Source organism: Kitasatospora sp. NPDC001664 (assembly GCF_053596675.1).
Genome location: NZ_JBSFGS010000010.1, coordinates 53,623 through 71,473, shown reverse-complemented (window position 1 = coordinate 71,473; position 17,851 = coordinate 53,623). Strand labels below are relative to the sequence as shown.

The window sequence follows — 17,851 nt, the reverse complement described above, 5'->3', positions numbered from 1 at the left end:
TCGGACGGCGTCCCAGGATGCATGGCGGTGGCAGGCCCCTCCACTGCCATACCGTCATCATCCCTGTGGCCGGGTGAGCTTGACCCGCTCTGACGGACACCTCTGATCAGGGGCCTCGGGCCCCGGCCACTGATCAGCCGCTCCAGCGGCCGACCGCCGCCTCGACCTCGGCCGCGCTCGGGGGCTGCGCACGCGCCCCGTACCAGTGCGGCACGGCCCGGCCGAGCTTGGCCGCCAACTCCTCGACCAGCCGCCCGCGTTCACCCCCGTCCGGAGAGCCCGCGATGAGGCGGCCCCACCGCACGGTGTCCACCACCGCCGACTTCACCGCCTCCAGGTCCAGGTAGAACCGGAGGCCCGCACGCCAGTCCACCGCGCACTCCGGCGGGGCCACCCGGGCCCACCCCTCCGCCACGCGCCGCCGCTCCTCCGGGCGGTAACCCATCTTGTGCAGGTGGTCCGCGAGGTCGAAGACCGGGTCACCCCACAGGGCCAACTCCCAGTCGAGGAAGACCGGTTCCCCGCGCTCGGTGAGGATCACGTTCTCCCGGTGCACGTCCGCGTGCAGCAGCCGGAACGACCGCGGCACCAGCTCCAGGGCCCGCTCGCCCAGACCCGCACACGGATCGACCGGGACGCCCAACTCCCGGTACAGGGGCTCGAACTCCTCGCCCTCCCGGGCCCGGATCTCCCGGACCAGCTCCACCAGCCGCCCGGCGAAGCCGGCGCTGTCCCCGTCCTCCGGCCAGTCGCCCGGCAGCTTCGGCAGGGCTGCGGCCGGCACCCTCAGCAGCTCGCCGAAGAAATCGACGACCAGGTCGAGGAGCCGCTCCGGAACCGCCGTCCCGGCCGGGTACCGGTCGGCCAGCACCTGGCCCGGTACGAACTCGTGGATCTGGAAGTCCGGTTCGGTACCGACGTGCAGGAGCCGGGGCACCGACCGCAGGTAGCGCCCCACCACCGACAGCAGTTCGGCCTCGGGCCAGAGGACCAGGTCCATCCGGCCGCCGGCCCCGGCCTTGGTCCGCACCAGGACCGGCCCGTCGTCCCCCATCACCCGCACGTTGCGGTTGTAGTGGCCCGCCAGGGCACCGTCCGCGACCTGGGCGGCACGGTAGAGCGCTTCGACGTCCATCACACTCCCTCCGGCCAGGCGGCGAGCACGGCGGCGACCCGCTCCGGCAGCAGATTGGGGGCTACGCCCCAGAGTGGCCTGGCCGCGTTCAGCTTCCGCGTCAGCCGCGCCACCAGGGACTCCCGCCCCTCGGGCCCGGTGTCGGCGTACTGCTTGGCATAGCGGATGGCGTCCACCACCGCCGACTTGACCCGTTCGTGCGCCAGGTACTGCTCGAGCTCGGCCGGCCCGCCCGCCGTCGACTCCTCGGGCAGGCGCCGCTGCCAGCGACGGATCAGCTCGGCACGCTGGTCCTCCGGATAGTCCATCTTGTGCAGGTGGACGGCGCACTCGTAGAGCGGATCGCCCCAGAGCGCCAACTCCCAGTCCAGGAACCAGGTGGAGCCGTCCCGCACGATCATGTTCTTCCGGTGCAGATCGGCGTGGACCACCGCGAACCGACGGGGCGTCAGCCCGTCCCACCGCCCGTCGACCGGTGCGAGCGGGTCGGCGGGGATCCCGAACGCGGCGAACGGCTCCCGGTACTCCTCCGCGTTCAGCGCGTGGATCCGCCGGGTGAGACCGGCCAGCAACCGTCCGAACCCGGCGCTGTCCCCGTCCTCCGGCCAACCGCCCGGCAGCGCCAGGGATTCGGGCAGGGCCGTTCTGGCCAGCCGGTCCATCAGGGAGACCAGATCCGTCAGCACGTGGCCCGGCACAGCGCTGCCCCGGGGCGAGAATCCGTCCAGCACCCGCCCCTCGACGAAGCCGTGCACCTGGAACCGCGGATGCCCGCAGACGTGCCACAGCTCCGGCACCCGGTCCACCGTCCTGCCGACGGCCGCGAGCACGTCCTCCTCCTGCCAGATCCGCAGGTCCATCGCGTCGGCCGCCGCGAGCGGGATGCGGACGTTGACCAGGCCCCGCTCCGTCGGCACACCGACGTTGCGGTTGTAGTAGCCGGCCGCCGCCTCGCCGTCGAGCGCCCGCAGGTACAGCTCCTGCCAGTTCACCCCGCCACCTCCACGAAGAGCTCCAGCAACTCCTCGGTCCGTGCGTCCAGTTCGGCCAACGGGCCGAGCGGCCTGATGAGCAGGCGGGCCCGGACCGCCGCCTCGGCGAGTTCCGGGGCAGTCAACCCGGCGCGCTCGCCGGCCCGGTGGACCGCGAGCACCAGGTTCGGATAGACCTGGCACTCCTCGAACTCCCGGACCGTGTGGAGCAGCAGGGCCCGGGCCGACTCCCGATCCCCCACCCTCAGCAGCAGGAACGCCCGGTACATGTCGGCCCTGGCCCGGCCGGAGCGGTACCCGGCCCGGTCGAGCGCCTCCTGGGCGTTGCGGAAGGAGAGTTCGGCCCGTTCCCACTGGCCCAGACGGATCTGTGCGATGGCCATCGCGGTGTGCGCCTTGCCGATCTCGTGCTGCGCCCCCAGGTCACGCTGCACCTCCAGGGCGGCCGCCGCCTCCTCCACCGCGCGCGCCGGATCGGTGAAGGCCCACAGCTCGGCCCGGTTGGTCCGGACATTGGCCAGGCCCACCAGCGCTCCCGCCGCCCGGTACTCCTCCTCCGCCTCCGCGAGCAGTGCCGCCGCCGCCCCGAAGTCCATCAGGAACCGGTGGCCGAGGTGCATCAGGCGCTTCAGGTCGCCGCGCGCCATCCGCTCCTGCGGACCGCAGGTCTCGTACACGCCGCGCGCCAGCTCGAAGGCGCCGGCGAAATCGCCCTGCCACATCCGGAGGTCGGCGAGCCAGAGCCCGGCCGCGGTGCGGGCCGGCCCGCGGTGCCCGTTCCAGACCCGTTCGAAGATCCCGGCGGCCTGGCTGCTCCGTCCGTTGATGCGACGGGCGTTGGCCGCGGCCAGGGCCAGCCGGGCACCGACCGCCGACTCGACCGGTAGGTCGGTCCGGGGCGTCAGGGCGATGGCTCCCGTGCTGTCGCCGAGTTCCAGCCTGGCCTCCGCCTCCAGGCAGTCTGCGGCGTCCGCCAGCTCCTCCAGCCGTACCCGCGCGCGGTCCGTGGACTCCGCACCCGGTCCGTCCGGGTGGGAGCCGGCCGCCGCCAGGTAGTCCCGCAGGTCCAGCACCATGCCGTCGACCGCCTGACGCCCGCTCATGACCACCGCTCGGTCGGCCAGTTGCTGGATCCGCTCCGCCGTGAGCGATCCGGCGTGGAGTCCGTGGTGCACCGCTTCGCGCAGCGGCGAGGAGCGCAGCACCCCGCGCTGCTCGCCACCGGCCTCCAGGCGGTCCGCCACCACCTCCCAGTACGCCCCGAGGACGGCGTGCACCTCGCGCCGGACGGCGGGCGAGAGGTGCTCCTGCAGCGATCCGACCATCAGCTGGTGCAGCCGGTACCAGCCGCCCGGGAGCGGGTAGGCGAAGGAGTACGAGGTGAGCGACTCCCAGACCAGCAGGCTGCTCGGCAGGTCGAAGGCGCGGCCGACCGCCCGGAACGCCCCGAGGTCGAAGGTCCGTGCCACGCTGAGGAGTTCCAACACGCGTACCTCGGCCGACGGCACGTGCTGGAGGAAGCGCTGGACGATCTCCTCCGCCGTCACCGCCTCAACCGGGCGGGCCGCCGGCTGCACCTGGGTGTCCACCGCCAGGTGCAGGTAGAACGGCACTCCGGCGCTGGCCCTGGCGATCGCCCGCTGACGCGGGATCTCCACGATCCCGGCCTGCGCCAGCAGGTCGAGCCGCGCGGCCATCGGCAGGCCCCGCACCGCGGCCGTCCGGATCACCGGGCCCCAGTCGCCGTCCTGGGCCGCCCACGGCAGGGCCTCTCGGCTGGCCAGCACCACCAGCCCTCCGCCGAGCTGGCCGAGCAGGTCCCTGAGCCAGCCGTCCGCCCGGTGATCCCGGCCGCCCGCGGGCGCGGTCGGGACGAGCGCCTCGTAGGCGTCGACGAACAGGACGTACGGACGCTCGGCGGCAGCACGACGCAGCTCCTCCGCGAACAGGAAGGTGACCGCGTGGCCCAGCTCCGCGTTGGAGAGGCCGTCGAGCTCCTGGAGGGTCGGGTCGGACTCGATCCGTTGCCTGCGCTGCCGGTTGGCCATCGCCCTGCCGGTGAGCCGGACCAGGCCGGCGGCGGTGCCGAAGACCGGGAGGCCCATCGCATCGTCCAGGATCTTGGAGAGCACCTCGCTCTCCTCCGCGAACGGCGTGTTCTTCCGGCTGAGCTGGACCTGGGGGTGCACGCGCTGCCACAGCACCGCGTAGGCGATGTCGAAGCGGTCGAACTTGACGCCCTGGGCGCCGAGTTCGATCCGGAGCACGGCGAGCGCGTCCTCCTGCTGCCGCATCGTCGGCAGCTGGAGGTCCAGCCGTGCGGTGCGGAACCGCTCCGGCGTCCGGGTCCGCAGTTCCTGGAGCAGGCGGGACTTGCCGATGCCACCGACCCCCACGACGTTGAGCAGCCGCGGCTCCGGGGAGAGGCCTTCCAGCTCCTCCTCGTAGGCGGCGATGATCTCCTCCCGGTTGAAGAACTGCCGCTGCAGGGCCGACACCCGTCGGTACCGCGGCCTGATGGGCACGATGACTCCCCCTCCGAACCAACTGCTCGACCGTCCTCCACGCTCCGCCACGGAGGCTACCCACCGGAGGGGTGCGGGAACGGCGGAATCGGGCGTGTCACCACCCGTCCGTGCGCCCCGGTACGACCTGCCGGTGAGGCGGGTCAGCTGACGGAGCGTTCGAGGAGGTCGAGGGCGGCGGGGAGGGAGCGGGGGCTCGTGGTGCCTTCGGGGTGGTCGCCGCGGTGCCAGCCGGGGCCGGCGGCGAGGACGCGGGCGTGGGTGCGGGCGCCGCGGGGGCCCCAGGTGGTGGTGAGGACGCGGCGGACGAGGTGGGCGTCGGCGGTGGTCGGGTGCTGGGACCAGAGCATGACGGCGCCCGGGCCGGTCCGTTCGAGGGCGTCCAGCAGGGCGCGGGGCGGGACGGCGGCGCCGAGGATGCGGAACGGGATCCGACGGGCCGTCAGGCCTGCGGCGACCGCCTCCAGGGGGAGGGTGTGCTGTTCGTCGGGCATGGCGGCGAGCAGGACGGGCGGGACGGGGCGGGAGGCGCCGGGGCGGACGGCCTCGGCGCGCAGGACGGTGGAGACGTGCCAGGAGAGCAGGTGCTCCACCTCCACGTACTGTTCACCCGAACGGGCCCACTTGCGGCCGGCCGCCCGGAGGGCGGGCATCATCACCTCGCCCCAGGCCTCCACCACCCCCAGGTCGTCCACGGTCTCGCGCAGGAGGGCCGCGACCTCGGCCGAGTCGAGCCGTACGGCGGCCCGGACCAGCCCTCGGCACTCCGGCCGGACCGCGCCCACGCGCGGGGCGCGGTCGTCGACCGGCGGAGGCGGGTCGCTGCGGACGGGGCTCATCGGCGTGCCGGGGCCCGTCGGGGTGGTGCGCTCGGCCAGGACCGTCCGGGCCGCCTCGGCGGGCGGGACGCCCCGGGCGGTGAGGGCGCACATCGCCGCCAGGGTCTCGATGTCCGCCGGGCTCCAGCGGCGGTGGTGGCCGGCGGCGCGTTCGGCCGGGCCGAGTCCGTAACGGCGTTCCCAGGAACGGACGGTGGTCGGGGAGACCCCGAGCTGCCGCGCCACCGCGCCGGTGGGCAGACCTGCCTCGGCGCCGTCCGGCGGCCCGGCTGTCGCATGCTCCGGCGCACCGGCCTGACGATCCCTCATGACACGCCACCATTCCACGTCCGGAGGAGGGGAGGAGGACGGCTCGCAGGCCGACGCGGCCGACGACGGTCGAAGGCCGCGCGGGCGTCGGCGAGGCCCGTCAGGGGCCGACGATCGGCCGGAGCCGGCGCAAGCCGTCCCGCATGCGGGTCTTCACGGTGCCCAGCGGCACCCCTAGCAGGGCGGCGATCTCGCGCTGCGAATAGCCGCCGTAGTAGGCGAGGACCAGCGATTCGCGCTGCGGGGCGGTCAGTTCGGCCAGTGCGGACCGGACGCGGTCCGCGTCCAGCAGGTGCTCGACCTGGTCGGTCTCGGGGCCGTGCAGCGGCTGGTCCTGGCGGCTGAAGCGGAGCTCGCGGTCGGAGGAGGCCCGGACGGAGCGGACCCGGTCCACCGCCCGGTGGTGGGCGATGGTCAGGGCCCAGGTCAGCACCGTCCCGCGTTCGGGGCGGTAGGCGGGGGCGGTCCGCCAGACCTCCAGCAACACTTCCTGGGTGACCTCCTCCGCGTGGGCGGCACTGCGCAGCAGTCGCAGCGCGAGTCCGTACACCGGTCCGGCGAGGGAGCGGTAGAGCGCGGCGAAGGCGGTCTCGTCGCCTCGTGCCACCGCCGCGACGAGGGCCGTCTGGCCCTCGGGGAGGGAGGACGGCTGCCGCTCGGCGATCACTGTTCCGGTCACACCGCCACAGTGCGCCGAATCGATGCGACGGGGCCAAGCGCAGCGTTGGTGCAGCGTTTCGTATCCGGTGGGCGCGCGCTCAGGCGCCGCGCGGGGTGCGGGCCAGACCGAGGACGGAGAGCGCGGCCCAGCCGACCGAGACCGTGAGGGCCATGGTCCGGTGGCGGCGTTCCGGGAGGGCGGTGGTGAGGGTGAGGGCGTCGGAGAGGTCGGAGGCGATCCGCAGGGCGGTCGCGGTCCGCAGGCTGCGGTCGTCCGGTGCGAGGGCCATGGCCAGGCCGCAGGCCGCGTCGCGCAGGGCCAGCGGCCGCAGACAGGTGGCCACGTCCCGGGGCACCGTGCCGCCGGGGGCCAGGCCCGACGGGGCGGCCAGGAGCAGCGGCCGCGCGGCCACCGCCACGCCGTAGGCCGCGGTCGCGGCTCCGACCACCCTGAGCAGTCGACGGTCCATCGCGGTGACCTCCGTGGTCGGTGGGGCGGCCCGCGGCACTGGCGCGCGCGGGTGGCGTACCCATCCTTCGGGACCGGTGCCCCGAACGGATGGTCCGACACGGGGCGGGCTGCGGCCGCCAACTCCGCAAACGCTGCGCGAGCGCTGCGAGTGCCTCTCCGCCGCCCCCCGGAGGACCGTCTCCGGTGGAGGGCCGGAACGTCTCCGGGCCCCGTGAGGAGGGATCGGGCCATGAAACTCCAGGACGAACTGCCGGTCGACCACCGACTCAACCAGGTCTACCGGATCGGCGCCGGACTGTGCGGCGCGGTGCTGTTGGTGTTCGGCTGCCTCGGGCTGGCCGACGGCCTGTCGTTCTTCAGCACGGACGGCGAGGACGTCGCGGGGCTGTCCTCCAACGGGCTGCTCAGCGTCGTCTCCCTGGTGGTCGCCGCCGTGCTGATCACCGGTGCGGTCATCGGCGGCAACACCGCCTCCACCGTCAACATCGTGGTCGGCACGCTGTTCGTCGTCAGCGGCTTCGTGAACCTCGCGCTGCTGGAGCGCTCCGCCAACCTGCTGGCGTTCCGGATGCCCAACGTGATCTTCAGCTTCGTGATGGGCCTGCTCATCGCGACCTTCGGCATGTACGGCCGGGTCAGCGCGGGCCTGCCCCGGAACAACCCGTACTGGCGCCACCGCCACCCGACCGCGACCGCGACCACGACCGCGACCGCGACCACCTCGACCGCGACCGTGCTCCGATCCTGAACTCCACTGCGGACAGCAGTGGTTGATGCCCCGTCGGGACGACCGGCGGGGCATCGACCGTGCAGCGGGCCGGGGCCGTGGTCAACGCAGCCGCAGGCCCGCCAGGCGGCGGAAGGCGGCCAGCACCGCGACGCCCGCGCACACGGCGGGCACGGCCGCCCACGGGGTCCGCAGGACGGCGAGGACCGTGCAGGCCTCGGCGAGCAGGGAGAGCAGCAGGACGGTGAGGACGAGCGGGAGCGGCCGGCGGGCGAGGCGCCGCAGCAGGCCCGGCCGGCGGCGCAGGAGGCGGTCGAGGGAGGGGTCGGTGAGGCGCAGGGACTCCTCGATGCCGTGGAGGAGGCGGAGTTCCGCTGCGGTGAGGTGAACTGCCATGGCCCATCTGCTCCTTGGACGGATCGGATGTAGTACGGCCTTCGGGAGTGTCCCCCTTCACCGTCCTGCGGAAGCGCCCGGCGGAGCAGTCGCAGCGTTCGCGCAACGGATCGTCACGGTGTCGGGGCGAAGGCCAGGGCGGTGTTGTGGCCGCCGAAGCCGGCCGAGGTGGAGAGGGCGAGGCGGACGGACTGGGGACGGGGCGCGGTGTGGACCAGGTCGATCGGCGCGGTGTCGGGGTCGGGGGTGGTGAACCCTGCGGTGGGGGGCACGAGTTGGTGGGCGACGGTGAGGACGGTGAGGGCCGCCTCGATGGCGCCGGCGGCGCCCATGGTGTGGCCGATGGTGCCCTTGGCGGAGGTGACGGAAGGTGGGCGGCGGGCGAACAGGGCGGCGATCATCCGGGCCTCGGTGGCGTCGTTGAGCGGGGTGCCGGTGCCGTGGGCATTGAGGTGGTCGACGTCCTCCGGGGTGGCCCCGGCCTCCGCCAGGGCCAGCCGGACGGCCGAGGCGAGGCCGCGCGCCTCGGGGTGCGGGGCCGTGGCGTGGTGGGCGTCGGCGGCGCTCCCGGCGCCGACCAGCAGGGCCTTCGGTCGGACTCCCCGCGCGGCGGCGTCGGTCTGACGTTCCAGCACCAGGAAGCCGGCGCCCTCGCCGATCACGAATCCGTCCCGGTCGGCGTCGAACGGCCGTGCGGCAGAGGTGGGTTCGGGGTTGCGGGAGAGCGCCCGCATCCGGGCGAAACCGCTCACGCAGACCGGGGTGACCATGGCGTCGGCGCCGCCCGCGACGGCGATGTCGCAGGCGTCGGAACGCAGCAGCAGGGCGGCCGTCTGGACGGCGGTGGCGCCCGAGGCGCAGGCGGTGGCGGTGTGCAGGACGGGGCCGGTGACGGCGAGGTCGATGGCCAGTTCGCCGGCGGCCATGTTGGGGAGGAAGGCGGGGAGGGTGAGGGGCGAGACCGCGCCCGGGCCCTGGGTGCGCAGGCGGTCGGCCGCCTGCTCGTAGCTGCCGATGCCCCCGGCGGCGGAGCCGAGGACGATCGCGACGCGGGCGCCGTCCCAGTCGGCCGGGTCCAGGCCGGCGTCGGTGACGGCCTGCCGGGCGGCGGCCAGGGCGAAGTGGGTGGCCCGGTCCAGCCGCCAGGGCTGCCGACGGCCCGTCAGGGCCAGGTAGTCGCCGGCCACCCGACAGGAGAGACCGACGGGCAGCCCCGCCAGCAGCGGGTCGGGGGCGGCGGCGGGACGGCCTTCGAGGACGCCCCGCCAGGTCTGCTCGGCCCCGACCCCGGACGGCGTGACCAGCCCGATCCCGGTGACGGCCAGTGGTGCCCGGACTCGCGCACCCGGAGCCCGGACCGTGGCGGAAACCGGAGCCGAACCCGGGACCCGACCGTGAGCCGCAGGCACGCTCGCGGTCGGGGATGGGGTCCGGAACGGGGACGAGGCCGGGGCCGGGGACGAGGCCCGGCCCGGGGGCTGAGTCGGAGCGGAAGCCACCCGCGGAGCCGGGCTCGGGCCCTTCCGGAGCGTGCTCACGCCGAGGGCCCGGCCAGGCGGGTGGACTGGGCGAGCAGGGCGCTGACCCGGCCGACCAGGTCGGCCACGGTGACGTCGGCGGCGGAGTCGGCGTCGTCGTCCAGGGTGACGCCCCAGTGCTCCTGCAGGCTGACGACCAGCTCGACCCGGGCCAGCGAGTCGAGGTCGAGGTCCTGGAGGGCGGCGGCGTCGGCGACGGCGTCGGCGGGCGCGTCGAACTTCTCGGTGAGCAGGGTGACCAGGTGGGCGCGGACGGGGTTGGCGGCGGTGTTCACGGTGTACTGACCTCCTGGGGAGCGCGGGGCGGTGCGAGGCGATCGGACGGGGCAGGGTCGGGCGGTTCGACGGCGCGGACCGGGGCGTCCGGCCAGCGCAGGGTGACGGAGGCCCAGGTCAGGCCGCCGCCGAAGGCGGTGAGCAGGGTCGGTGCGCCGGGCGCGCAGCGACCTCGGGCGAGGGCGTCGGCGAGGGCCAGCGGGATGGAGGCACCGGCGGTGTTGCCGAGTTCGCCGATGTTGCCGAAGCGGTGCGGCGGGGCGATGCCGACCCGGTCGGCGACGGCGTCCAGGATCCGCTGGTTGGCCTGGTGGCCGATGAACGCCCGGACGTCGGAGGCCCGCCACCCCGTGGCGGTCAGTGCGGCCGCGGACGAGGAGGCCATCCGGCGGACGGCGTGGGCGTAGACCTGACGGCCGCTCATCCGGAAGTGCCGCTGCTCGCGCGGGAGTCGGTCGGCGGCGGGCAACCGGGTGCCGCCGGCCTCGACCGTGATCAGGCCGCTCCCGCCGCCGTCACTGCCCCAGTCGCTCGCCAGCACGGCGCCGGGCTCGTCCGGGGTCCCGGGGCGGAGCAGGACGGCGGCGGCGCCGTCGCCGAAGAGGGGTGCGGTGTCGCGGTCGAAGGGGTCGACGATCGCCGAGTACTTCTCGGCCGCCACCACCAGAGGGGTACGGCAACCACCACTGCTGACGAGGGCGTTGGCGACGGTGAGGGCGTAGAGGAAGCCGGAGCAGACGGCGGCGAGGTCGAAGGCGGGAACGGGGCCGAGGCCGAGCCGGTGGGCGACCTCGGGCGCGGTGGCGGGGCAGGGGCGGTCGGGGGTGGTGGTGGCGAGCAGCAGCAGGTCGGGGCCGGGGGCGGTGCTCGGGACGGGGCCCGCTCCGAGGGTGGCGCGGCCCGAGGCCGTGCCGACGGGAGCGCGGTCCGCCGCCGCGTCGAGGGCGGCACGGGCGGCGGCCGTGGCGAGGTCGCCGGTGCTGGTGCCCGGTCCGGCCAGTCGCCGGCGGTGGATGCCCGTCCGGCTGGTGATCCACGCGTCGGTGCTGTCCAACCCGCCCCGGGCGATGACCTGACCGTTGGTCACCACCCGGGGTGGCAGTGCGGTGCCGACCGCGGCGATCACCGCGGTGCGGCGGTCGTACGGGGAGGCGGTCATACGGCAGCGGGGACGAACGGGGAGGGCGGCTTGGGGAAGCCGGCCAGGCCGCCGTCGGGGACGGAGAGGCCGCCGTCCAGCACCACCGCCTGGCCGCTCAGGAAGGAGGCGGCGGGTGAGGCGAGGAAGAGCGCGGCGCCGGCCACCTCCTCCGGGTCGGCCCAGCGCCCGGCCGGAACGTGCGCCAACAGCCAGGCGGAGAGCGCCGGATCGGCCTGCACGGCCGCGGTCATGTCGGTGCGCACCCAGCCGGGGCAGAGCGCGTTCACCCGGATGCCGCTGCGGGCCCAGCCGACCGCGAGGCTGCGGGCGAGCGACACCTGGGCGGCCTTGGTGGCCGCGTAGGCCTCCATCAGCGGGGTGCCGACCACCCCGGCCACGGAGGACATCAGCACCAGACTGGCCCCGTCCGAACGGGCCAGGTGGGGGTGGGCGTGGCGGCAGATCGCGGCGGTGGCGTTCAGGTTGACCGCGACCACCTGGTCCCAGGCGGGCTGCGGCAGGTACTGGAGCGGGGCCATGACGGGGCTGCCGTCCGGCTGGACGGGCAGCGTCCCGGCGTTGTGGACCAGCACGTCCAGCCCGCCCAGCGCCTCGGCGGCCTGGTCGACCAACGCCGCCTGCGCGGTGTCGGCGAGGTCGCCGGGCACCAGCACGGGCGTGCGGCCGTACGCGGCGACCAGGTCGGCGGTCTCCTTGAGGGCGGCCTCGGTACGGGCGGAGAGCGCGAGCTGCGCACCGGCCTGGGCGAAGGCCACGGCGACGGCGCGGCCGATGCCGCGGGAGGCGCCGGTCACCAGGGCGCGGCGGCCGTCGAGGCGGAAGCGGTCGAGGATGGTCACGGGGACACCTCCGGGGTTGAGGTCCGGTCAGACCTGAACGGTGCTGCGCGGAAGAGGAGTTCGCTGCGTGGTGCGGGCTTCGGTGCGGGTGGCCGTGTGGGTGTGGTGGCTGGGTGCGCCGGTCCAGGTGAGGTGGGCGGTGCCCCAGGTGAGGCCGGCGCCGAAGACGCAGAGCAGCACCCGGGCGCCGTCCGCCAGCCGGCCGAGGGCGGCCGCGTCGGCGAGGGCGTAGGGAGCGGAGGCCGCGCCGATGTTTCCGGTCAGGTCGCCGGTGATGTGCAGCCGGTCGGCGGGGATGCCGATCCGGTCGGCGACGGTGCGCAGCAGCAGCGGGTTGGGCTGGTGGGTGATGACGGCGTCGATGTCCTTGAGGTCCACGTCGTGCTCGGCCAGGGCCCGTTCGACGATCAACGGGAAGATCTCCGCGATGAATCCGCCGACCGCCCGGCCGTCCATGTGGATGTGGTGGCGGCCCTCGGCGAGGCTCCGCGCGCTGGCCGGGATGCGGCTGCCGCCGCCGGGGATCAGCACGTGGTGGGCGCCCCGGCCGTCCGAGCCGAGCCGGAAGCCCCGGAAGCCGCCGTGCGGCACCGGGCCGAGGATGCCGGCGGCCGCACCGTCGGCGAACAGCACGGCGGTGCCCCGGTGGGCGGGGTCCACGAACTTGGAGTACGCCTCGACGCCGACCACCGCCGCGTACCGGGCACCGGGGGTGGTGGCGAGCCAGGCGTGGGCGACCTTCGCGGCGAACAGCCAGCCGGAGCAGGCCGCGCTGACGTCCAGTGCCACCGCGTTGACCGCACCGGTCAGGGCCTGGACCCGGCAGGCGGTGGCCGGTCCGAGCTCGTCGGGAGTGGAGGTGGCCAGGAGCAACAGGTCCAGCTGCCCGGGGTCGAGGCCGGCGGCCCGGCAGGCGGCCTCGACGGCCGCGGCCGCCAGGTCGGAGGCGGCCTGGTCGGGGCGGGCGGAGCGGCGTTCGAGCACGCCGGTCCGTTCGGTGATCCAGTCGGCCGGGACTCCGGCCTCGCGGGCGACGTCGTGGTTGGTGCGGACGGCGGACGGCAGGTGGGTGCCCATGCCGAGGATGCCGATGTGCGGGGCGTGGTTCACGGTGTCCTTCCGGTGCTGGTGCGCGGGGCCGGGCCGCCGCGCGGGGACGGCGACCTCCCTGGACGCGAAGGCTCATGGGATGCGCCGCTCACGGGATGCGCGGCGCACGGGGTACGCGACTCACGGGGTACGCGGCTCGCGGGTCCTGCCGATCCGGGCGGTGAGACGGCTGACGGGGGCGGGGGCATGACGCTCGATCACCGCGGCGGCGTACTCCGGGGCGTCGAGGGCGGCGCCGCCGGGTGCCGGGTCGAGGGCCGCGACGACCTCGGGGAGCTGCGGCAGAAGCCGGTCGCAGACCGTGTCCATGGCGGCCGGGAGGGCGCGGACGGTGGCGGGGGCGAGGACGCCGTGGGCCAGCAGCGGACCGGCCAGGCGGTGGGCCCGGCGCAGTCCGTCGAGGGTGGCGAGCTCAGCGGCACCCGGAACGTCGCCGCCGCCCTCGCCGGCTGACGCGGCGTCGGCCGCGAGGCGGGCGGCGTGGACCTCGCCCAGCAGCAGGACGTCGGCCAGCAGGGGGTTCCAGAGGTCGAGCCCCTCGTGGGAGGCGCCGCGTCGCTCGGCCAGGGACCGGGCGAGTTCGGCGGCGAGGCGGTCCTGCAGGGCGGCGAGCACGGCGGGCCACCAGCCGGGCCCGGTCGGCGCGGGCAGGTCCTCCCCCAACTCCGTGGGGAGCGCGGTCCCCTCGGCGAGGGCGCGTCCGGCGTCCATCAGGGTCAGGGTGTTGTCCCCGCCGGCGTTCTCGAAGGCCCGGGCCAGTCCGAGGTACTCGGAGAGCCGGTTCTCGCCGAAGAACCCCGAGAGGCCGCAGCGGTGCCGGAGCTCGTCGACGGTCTCGGCGACCGCCCGGGTGGCGTGCACCTTGCGCAGGGCGAGGGCCCGGTCGACGGCGGCCCAGGGAGAGAAGGTCATCACGGCACCCGGCCCGGGGGCGGTCGGCGTCGAGTCCCGCAGGGCCGCCCACTCCGCCAACGCGGCCCGGGCCGAGCCGCGCAGGGTGTGGGCGGTGGCGAGCGCTCCGATCACGGCGTGCTGCTGCGTGCGGTACTCCAGCACCGGGCGGCCCGGGGCCAGCCGGCCGTGGCTGCGCCGGGCGGAGCTGAACCGCCAGGCCGTCGCGGCGGAGCGGGCGGCGAGGGCCGCCATCGCGGAGGGCAGGGTGGCCCAGAGGGCCTGACCACAGCTCAGGGTCCGTTGCAGGCGGGCGTCCTGGCCGCCGATCGGGTCGTCGACCACGCCGCGCCCGTCGATCGTCGCACCGTCGGCCAGCCAGCGGTCACGGGGCACCTCGGCGCCGTCGAAGCGGACGAAGCCGTACGGCAGCGGCAGCGCGTCCAGCGTGACCGGGCCGGAGATGCTCACCCCCGGCGCGGGCCGCCCGTCGGCCCCCGTGATGTCCGTCAGGAAGGAGAACACCCCGCCGTCCTGGCCTCGGCCGGTGACGATCCGGGCGCAGACCACCGCCTGCTGGGGCAGGCCGGGGGCCGCCACGGAGGAGAACTTGGCTGCGGCCTCGTCCGGGGTGTCCAGCAGGAAGACCCGGCGCCCGGCGTCGTAGCGGGCCTCGGTGCGGATGCGCAGGTGGCTGGAGGCCTCACCGATCTCGGTGACCATGAACGAGCCCTTGGTCCGCGCGTGGGCCAGCTCACCGCCGAGGTCGGCCTCCGCTCCGCCCAACGCGGCGAGCGAGCCGACGCAGAGGATGTAGTGGGAGAGGAAGGTCTGGTAGAGCGCGGGGTCGGCGAGAGCCGTCAACTCGCTGACAGTGACGAGGAGTTCGGGGTCGGCCAGGACCTCGGGCGCGGGCGGGAGGTGGGCCGCGAGCCGGGCCAGGCGGCGGTGGGCGCCGGTGTCGGTGACGGCGGAGGGCGGGCGGCGCAGCAGGGTGCCGTCCAGGAGACGGGCCAGCGGGGCCGCCTGCTCGGGCGGGAGCAGGGGTGCGAGGCGGGCGTGGAGCCCGCTGGGGGCCGTGGTGGTCATGGCTTCCTCCCGACGGAGCTGGACGGAGGGCGGTGGGGGCGGGCGACGTGAGCAGCGCGGGCCGGGCGCGCGGCGTGCGTCCGGGGCACCGGGAAGCCGCGGGCCGTGGCCGCCGCCGCATCCCCTTCCGTGCCCGCCGCCACGCCCGCCGCCGTTCCCGCCGCGAGGCCTGAGGCCGGGCCCGCTGCGGCACCCGACGGAGCACCCGACGCGGCATCCGACGCACTGTCAGGAGCGCTGGAGGGCGCGGGCCAGGGTCCCTCCGCGAGCGGCGCGAGCGCCCGTACCCCCGGCGTGACCGCGCGCACCGCGCTCGCCAGTGCGCCCCCGGTCCCCATCTCCACCGCGAGCGCGGCGCCGTTCAGGCCCGAGGGCAGCACGGTGGGCAGCGAGAAGGCCTTGACCAGGCAGTGGGCCAGCGCCTTGGGCAGGTCGGTGCGCGCGTCGTGGAGGCGTCCGGCCACCGCCGAGAAGACCGGGCGGCGGGGCGGCTCCCAGCGCAGCTGCCGCGCGTACCACTCGAACGCGGCGGCCTCCTCGGCCAGGCCCGGATGGTGGCTCATGAACGGCAGCCGCAGCCGCTGGTAGGGCACGCCCATCGCGGCGGCACGCCGCTCCGCCGCCTCCAGATCGGGGAGCGGGCCCGAGACCACCGTCTCCCCGGCGTGGTTGACGCAGGCCAGTACGGTCCGGGCCGCGTCCGGGCCGGCCTGGCCGAGCAGGCGTCTGGTCTCGAAGGGGCCGGAGGCGAGCAGGGTCATGCCTCCGCCGTGCGAGGTGAGCAACTGCCCGAGGCGACAGGCGAGTCGGGCACCGTCCGCCACCGAGCAACTGCCGACGGCGGTCAGCGCGGGGATCTCCCCGAAGCTGACGGAGACGAACCGGCCGGCGATCAGCCCGTCCTCCTCCAGGGCCCGGTGCACGGCCAGGCAGACGCCGAACTGGGCGAGTTGGAGCGTGCCGGGCATCTCCGAGGCCAGCTCCCGGGCGCTCGGCGGGGTGGCCGCCGCGAGCCTGGGGCCGAGCGGCGCCACACCGAGTTCGGCGACGGCCCGGTCCGCCTCCTCGAACACCTCGGCCAGGGCGCGCCGCAGGGAGGGTGCCGCGGGCAGGGCCCGGAGCAGCGGCCCGAGGCCGAAGTCGCCCTGGCCGGGGAAGAGGTGGACGGTGGCCGCCCGGGCGGCCACGGGCCGTGGTGCCTTGCTCATCGCGGAGTTCCCTCCCATCCGGGGCGCGCACCTCGGCACACCCGGTCACCTCGATGGTGCGACCTGCCGGGCGCCCCGTGCGGCTTCCCCGGTCACTGGGGCGTCAAGAGTTCCGCCCCGTCAATTCCCGCCCGTTTTGCCCACCTTGCCCACCCGATGCCCTAACCTCTTCGTAGGCGTGCGGAGTCGTGCGGCGCCCAGGCCTCGTGCCGCGGTGACCGCTGCCGCGCGCCCGCGCACACCGCGGCCCTCCCGGCGACGGCCGCGGCAGCTCCGACGACCCGTCGAGGAGGTGCAGGCGGGTGGCAGTCCACCGCGTCCCGAACGTCCGTCTCCGAGAACTCCTGCTCGAATCCCGCTGGACCGGTGCCCAGTTGGCCCGCGCGGTCAACCGGATCGGCGCCGAGTCCGGCCTACGGGGCGTCGCCTACCAGCGCGCCTCGGTCCACCAGTGGCTGACCGGCACCCAACCCCGGGGCCCGGTCGCCCACTTGGTCTGCGCCGCGCTCACCGAACGCCTCGGCCGCCCGGTCAGCCCGGCCGAGGCCGGCTTCGAGGGAAGCCGCGCCGACAGCGGCGCGAACGGCGCACCTCCCGCCAACCCCCGTTCCCTGCTCACCCACCTGGCCACCGCCGCCCTCAGCCCCGACCGGGGCGGCAGCGTGCTCGCCTACCAGCCGGCCGCCGGGGCCCGACTGTCCGCCGAAGCCCGGACGGCGGAGCGGGCGCCCGCCCTCCCGTGCCCCGCCGCTCCACCTGGCCCGTTCCCAGACGACGGCCACCCGCCGCCGGACCCCCACGTCCTCACCCTCCTCCTGCCCGTCTTCTCCTCCGCCGACCTGATCCGCGGCGGCGGCCACGCCCGCACCGCACTCGCCGCCTTCCTCTCCTCCGCCGTCCCCGACATGCTCGCCGCCGCGTCCTCGCCCGTGCGGCACACGGAGGTGCTGGCGGCCGCCTCGCGGCTGAGCTACCTCTGCGCGTTCATGCACTTCGACGACGAACTCAACGGCCTGGCCCTGCACTTCTACCGCTTCGGCCTGGAGCTGGCCCGCCAGTGCGGCGACCTGACGGCCCAGGCCATGACCCTCCGGGCGATGGCCGCCCAGGCCTACGAACTCCACCACCCGCGGGAGAGCCTCGACCTGGCCCGGGCGGCCGCCGGCATCCGCCTCCCCGCCTCCGCGATCCGCGTGCGGGCCTCCGTCCTCGGCCAGCTCGCCCTCGCCGAGGCCGCCACCGGCGACCGCGCCGCCGCCCGCCGGCACATCCACGAGGCCTTCGACCTGCTCCCCCGCATCGAGGGCCCGGCCCCTCCGGTCGGCGACTACCACCGCGCGGCCTGGGACCACCACCACGCCCTGGTGCAGGCCGAGTCGGGCGATCTCGGCGGAGCCATCAAGTCCCTGGAGACCTCCGCCGCGCGCCGCCCCCGCACCGAGACCCGCTCGCACGCCCTGGTCCTCGCCAAGCTGGCGGAGCGTCAGCTCACCGCCGGCCGCCTCGACGCCGCCTGCTCCACCTGGCACCAGTTCCTGGACGTCTACCCCCACCTCTCCTCCCGCCGCGCCCACTCCGCCGCCGCCCGCCTGCACCGCGGCCTGCTCCCCCACCGCCGCCGCCACCCCGCCGACCACCTCCTCCAGCGCGCCACCGCCCTCCGGCTCCCCTCGTGACGGCGAC

General features: G+C 75.6%; 16 protein-coding genes. 2 read left to right on the top strand and 14 right to left on the bottom strand.

What is annotated here, in order from left to right:
* Positions 1-133: 133 nt before the first annotated feature.
* The 6 genes from ACWCYY_RS15980 to ACWCYY_RS15955 form a co-directional block, all read right to left on the bottom strand.
* Complete coding sequence (locus tag ACWCYY_RS15980) at positions 134-1,135, bottom strand: phosphotransferase (RefSeq protein ID WP_449796342.1); 1,002 nt, start codon at positions 1,133-1,135, stop codon at positions 134-136.
* Positions 1,135-2,127 carry a phosphotransferase family protein gene (locus tag ACWCYY_RS15975; RefSeq protein ID WP_449796341.1) on the bottom strand — a complete coding sequence of 331 codons (993 nt, stop codon included), beginning with the start codon at positions 2,125-2,127 and terminating at the stop codon, positions 1,135-1,137. Before ACWCYY_RS15975 ends, ACWCYY_RS15980 begins: the two co-directional genes overlap by 1 nt.
* Positions 2,124-4,652, bottom strand: coding sequence for a hypothetical protein (locus tag ACWCYY_RS15970; RefSeq protein WP_449796340.1), 2,529 nt, complete (start codon positions 4,650-4,652; stop codon positions 2,124-2,126). Before ACWCYY_RS15970 ends, ACWCYY_RS15975 begins: the two co-directional genes overlap by 4 nt.
* Positions 4,653-4,795: 143 nt before the next feature.
* The gene (locus tag ACWCYY_RS15965) at positions 4,796-5,800 is read right to left on the bottom strand and encodes a MerR family transcriptional regulator (RefSeq protein ID WP_449796339.1); all 1,005 of its coding nucleotides are present in this window, start codon (positions 5,798-5,800) and stop codon (positions 4,796-4,798) included.
* A gap of 100 nt (positions 5,801-5,900) precedes the next feature.
* Positions 5,901-6,479, bottom strand: coding sequence for a sigma-70 family RNA polymerase sigma factor (locus ACWCYY_RS15960; protein ID WP_345281391.1), 579 nt, complete (start codon positions 6,477-6,479; stop codon positions 5,901-5,903).
* Between the two features lie 79 nt (positions 6,480-6,558).
* Positions 6,559-6,930 carry a hypothetical protein gene (locus ACWCYY_RS15955; protein ID WP_449796338.1) on the bottom strand — a complete coding sequence of 124 codons (372 nt, stop codon included), beginning with the start codon at positions 6,928-6,930 and terminating at the stop codon, positions 6,559-6,561.
* A 231-nt stretch (positions 6,931-7,161) separates the two neighbouring features.
* On the opposite strand from ACWCYY_RS15955, the gene ACWCYY_RS15950 reads away from it, so the two are divergent.
* Complete coding sequence (locus ACWCYY_RS15950; protein WP_449796337.1) at positions 7,162-7,680, top strand: DUF4383 domain-containing protein; 519 nt, start codon at positions 7,162-7,164, stop codon at positions 7,678-7,680.
* A gap of 81 nt (positions 7,681-7,761) precedes the next feature.
* Here ACWCYY_RS15950 and ACWCYY_RS15945 read toward each other — a convergent pair whose 3' ends face one another.
* The 8 genes from ACWCYY_RS15945 to ACWCYY_RS15910 form a co-directional block, all read right to left on the bottom strand.
* Positions 7,762-8,055: a DUF3040 domain-containing protein gene (locus ACWCYY_RS15945; RefSeq protein WP_449796336.1), complete on the bottom strand. Its 294-nt coding sequence runs from the start codon at positions 8,053-8,055 to the stop codon at positions 7,762-7,764.
* 113 nt (positions 8,056-8,168) lie between these two features.
* Complete coding sequence (locus ACWCYY_RS15940) at positions 8,169-9,380, bottom strand: beta-ketoacyl-[acyl-carrier-protein] synthase family protein (protein WP_449796463.1); 1,212 nt, start codon at positions 9,378-9,380, stop codon at positions 8,169-8,171.
* 209 nt (positions 9,381-9,589) lie between these two features.
* Positions 9,590-9,868, bottom strand: a complete 279-nt coding sequence (locus ACWCYY_RS15935) for an acyl carrier protein (RefSeq protein ID WP_345281383.1) — start codon at positions 9,866-9,868, stop codon at positions 9,590-9,592.
* Positions 9,865-11,028, bottom strand: coding sequence for a beta-ketoacyl-ACP synthase 3 (locus ACWCYY_RS15930; protein ID WP_449796335.1), 1,164 nt, complete (start codon positions 11,026-11,028; stop codon positions 9,865-9,867). Before ACWCYY_RS15930 ends, ACWCYY_RS15935 begins: the two co-directional genes overlap by 4 nt.
* Positions 11,025-11,870, bottom strand: a complete 846-nt coding sequence (locus ACWCYY_RS15925) for an SDR family NAD(P)-dependent oxidoreductase (RefSeq protein WP_345281379.1) — start codon at positions 11,868-11,870, stop codon at positions 11,025-11,027. The genes ACWCYY_RS15930 and ACWCYY_RS15925 overlap by 4 nt, the downstream gene beginning before the upstream one ends.
* 27 nt (positions 11,871-11,897) lie before the next feature.
* Entirely contained in the window at positions 11,898-12,980 is a 1,083-nt protein-coding gene (locus tag ACWCYY_RS15920) for a 3-oxoacyl-ACP synthase III family protein (RefSeq protein WP_449796334.1), read from the bottom strand.
* Positions 12,981-13,100: 120 nt separating this feature from the next.
* The gene (locus ACWCYY_RS15915) at positions 13,101-14,960 is read right to left on the bottom strand and encodes an acyl-CoA dehydrogenase family protein (RefSeq protein WP_449796333.1); all 1,860 of its coding nucleotides are present in this window, start codon (positions 14,958-14,960) and stop codon (positions 13,101-13,103) included.
* On the bottom strand, positions 14,957-16,168 hold the full coding sequence (locus ACWCYY_RS15910; protein WP_449796332.1) for an acyltransferase domain-containing protein: 1,212 nt from the start codon (positions 16,166-16,168) through the stop codon (positions 14,957-14,959). Before ACWCYY_RS15910 ends, ACWCYY_RS15915 begins: the two co-directional genes overlap by 4 nt.
* A gap of 302 nt (positions 16,169-16,470) precedes the next feature.
* On the opposite strand from ACWCYY_RS15910, the gene ACWCYY_RS15905 reads away from it, so the two are divergent.
* Positions 16,471-17,844: a tetratricopeptide repeat protein gene (locus ACWCYY_RS15905; RefSeq protein ID WP_449796331.1), complete on the top strand. Its 1,374-nt coding sequence runs from the start codon at positions 16,471-16,473 to the stop codon at positions 17,842-17,844.
* The last annotated feature ends 7 nt before the right edge of the window (positions 17,845-17,851 follow it).

Bases quoted from the DNA above. Each gene is read 5' to 3' on its own strand.
- ACWCYY_RS15980 (WP_449796342.1), bottom strand. From the start codon at position 1,135: ATGGACGTCGAAGCGCTCTACCGTGCCGCCCAGGTCGCGGACGGTGCC.
- ACWCYY_RS15965 (WP_449796339.1), bottom strand. From the start codon at position 5,800: ATGAGGGATCGTCAGGCCGGTGCGCCGGAGCATGCGACAGCCGGGCCG.
- ACWCYY_RS15955 (WP_449796338.1), bottom strand. From the start codon at position 6,930: ATGGACCGTCGACTGCTCAGGGTGGTCGGAGCCGCGACCGCGGCCTAC.
- ACWCYY_RS15950 (WP_449796337.1), top strand. From the start codon at position 7,162: ATGAAACTCCAGGACGAACTGCCGGTCGACCACCGACTCAACCAGGTC.
- ACWCYY_RS15945 (WP_449796336.1), bottom strand. From the start codon at position 8,055: ATGGCAGTTCACCTCACCGCAGCGGAACTCCGCCTCCTCCACGGCATC.
- ACWCYY_RS15930 (WP_449796335.1), bottom strand. From the start codon at position 11,028: ATGACCGCCTCCCCGTACGACCGCCGCACCGCGGTGATCGCCGCGGTC.
- ACWCYY_RS15915 (WP_449796333.1), bottom strand. From the start codon at position 14,960: ATGACCACCACGGCCCCCAGCGGGCTCCACGCCCGCCTCGCACCCCTG.
- ACWCYY_RS15910 (WP_449796332.1), bottom strand. From the start codon at position 16,168: ATGAGCAAGGCACCACGGCCCGTGGCCGCCCGGGCGGCCACCGTCCAC.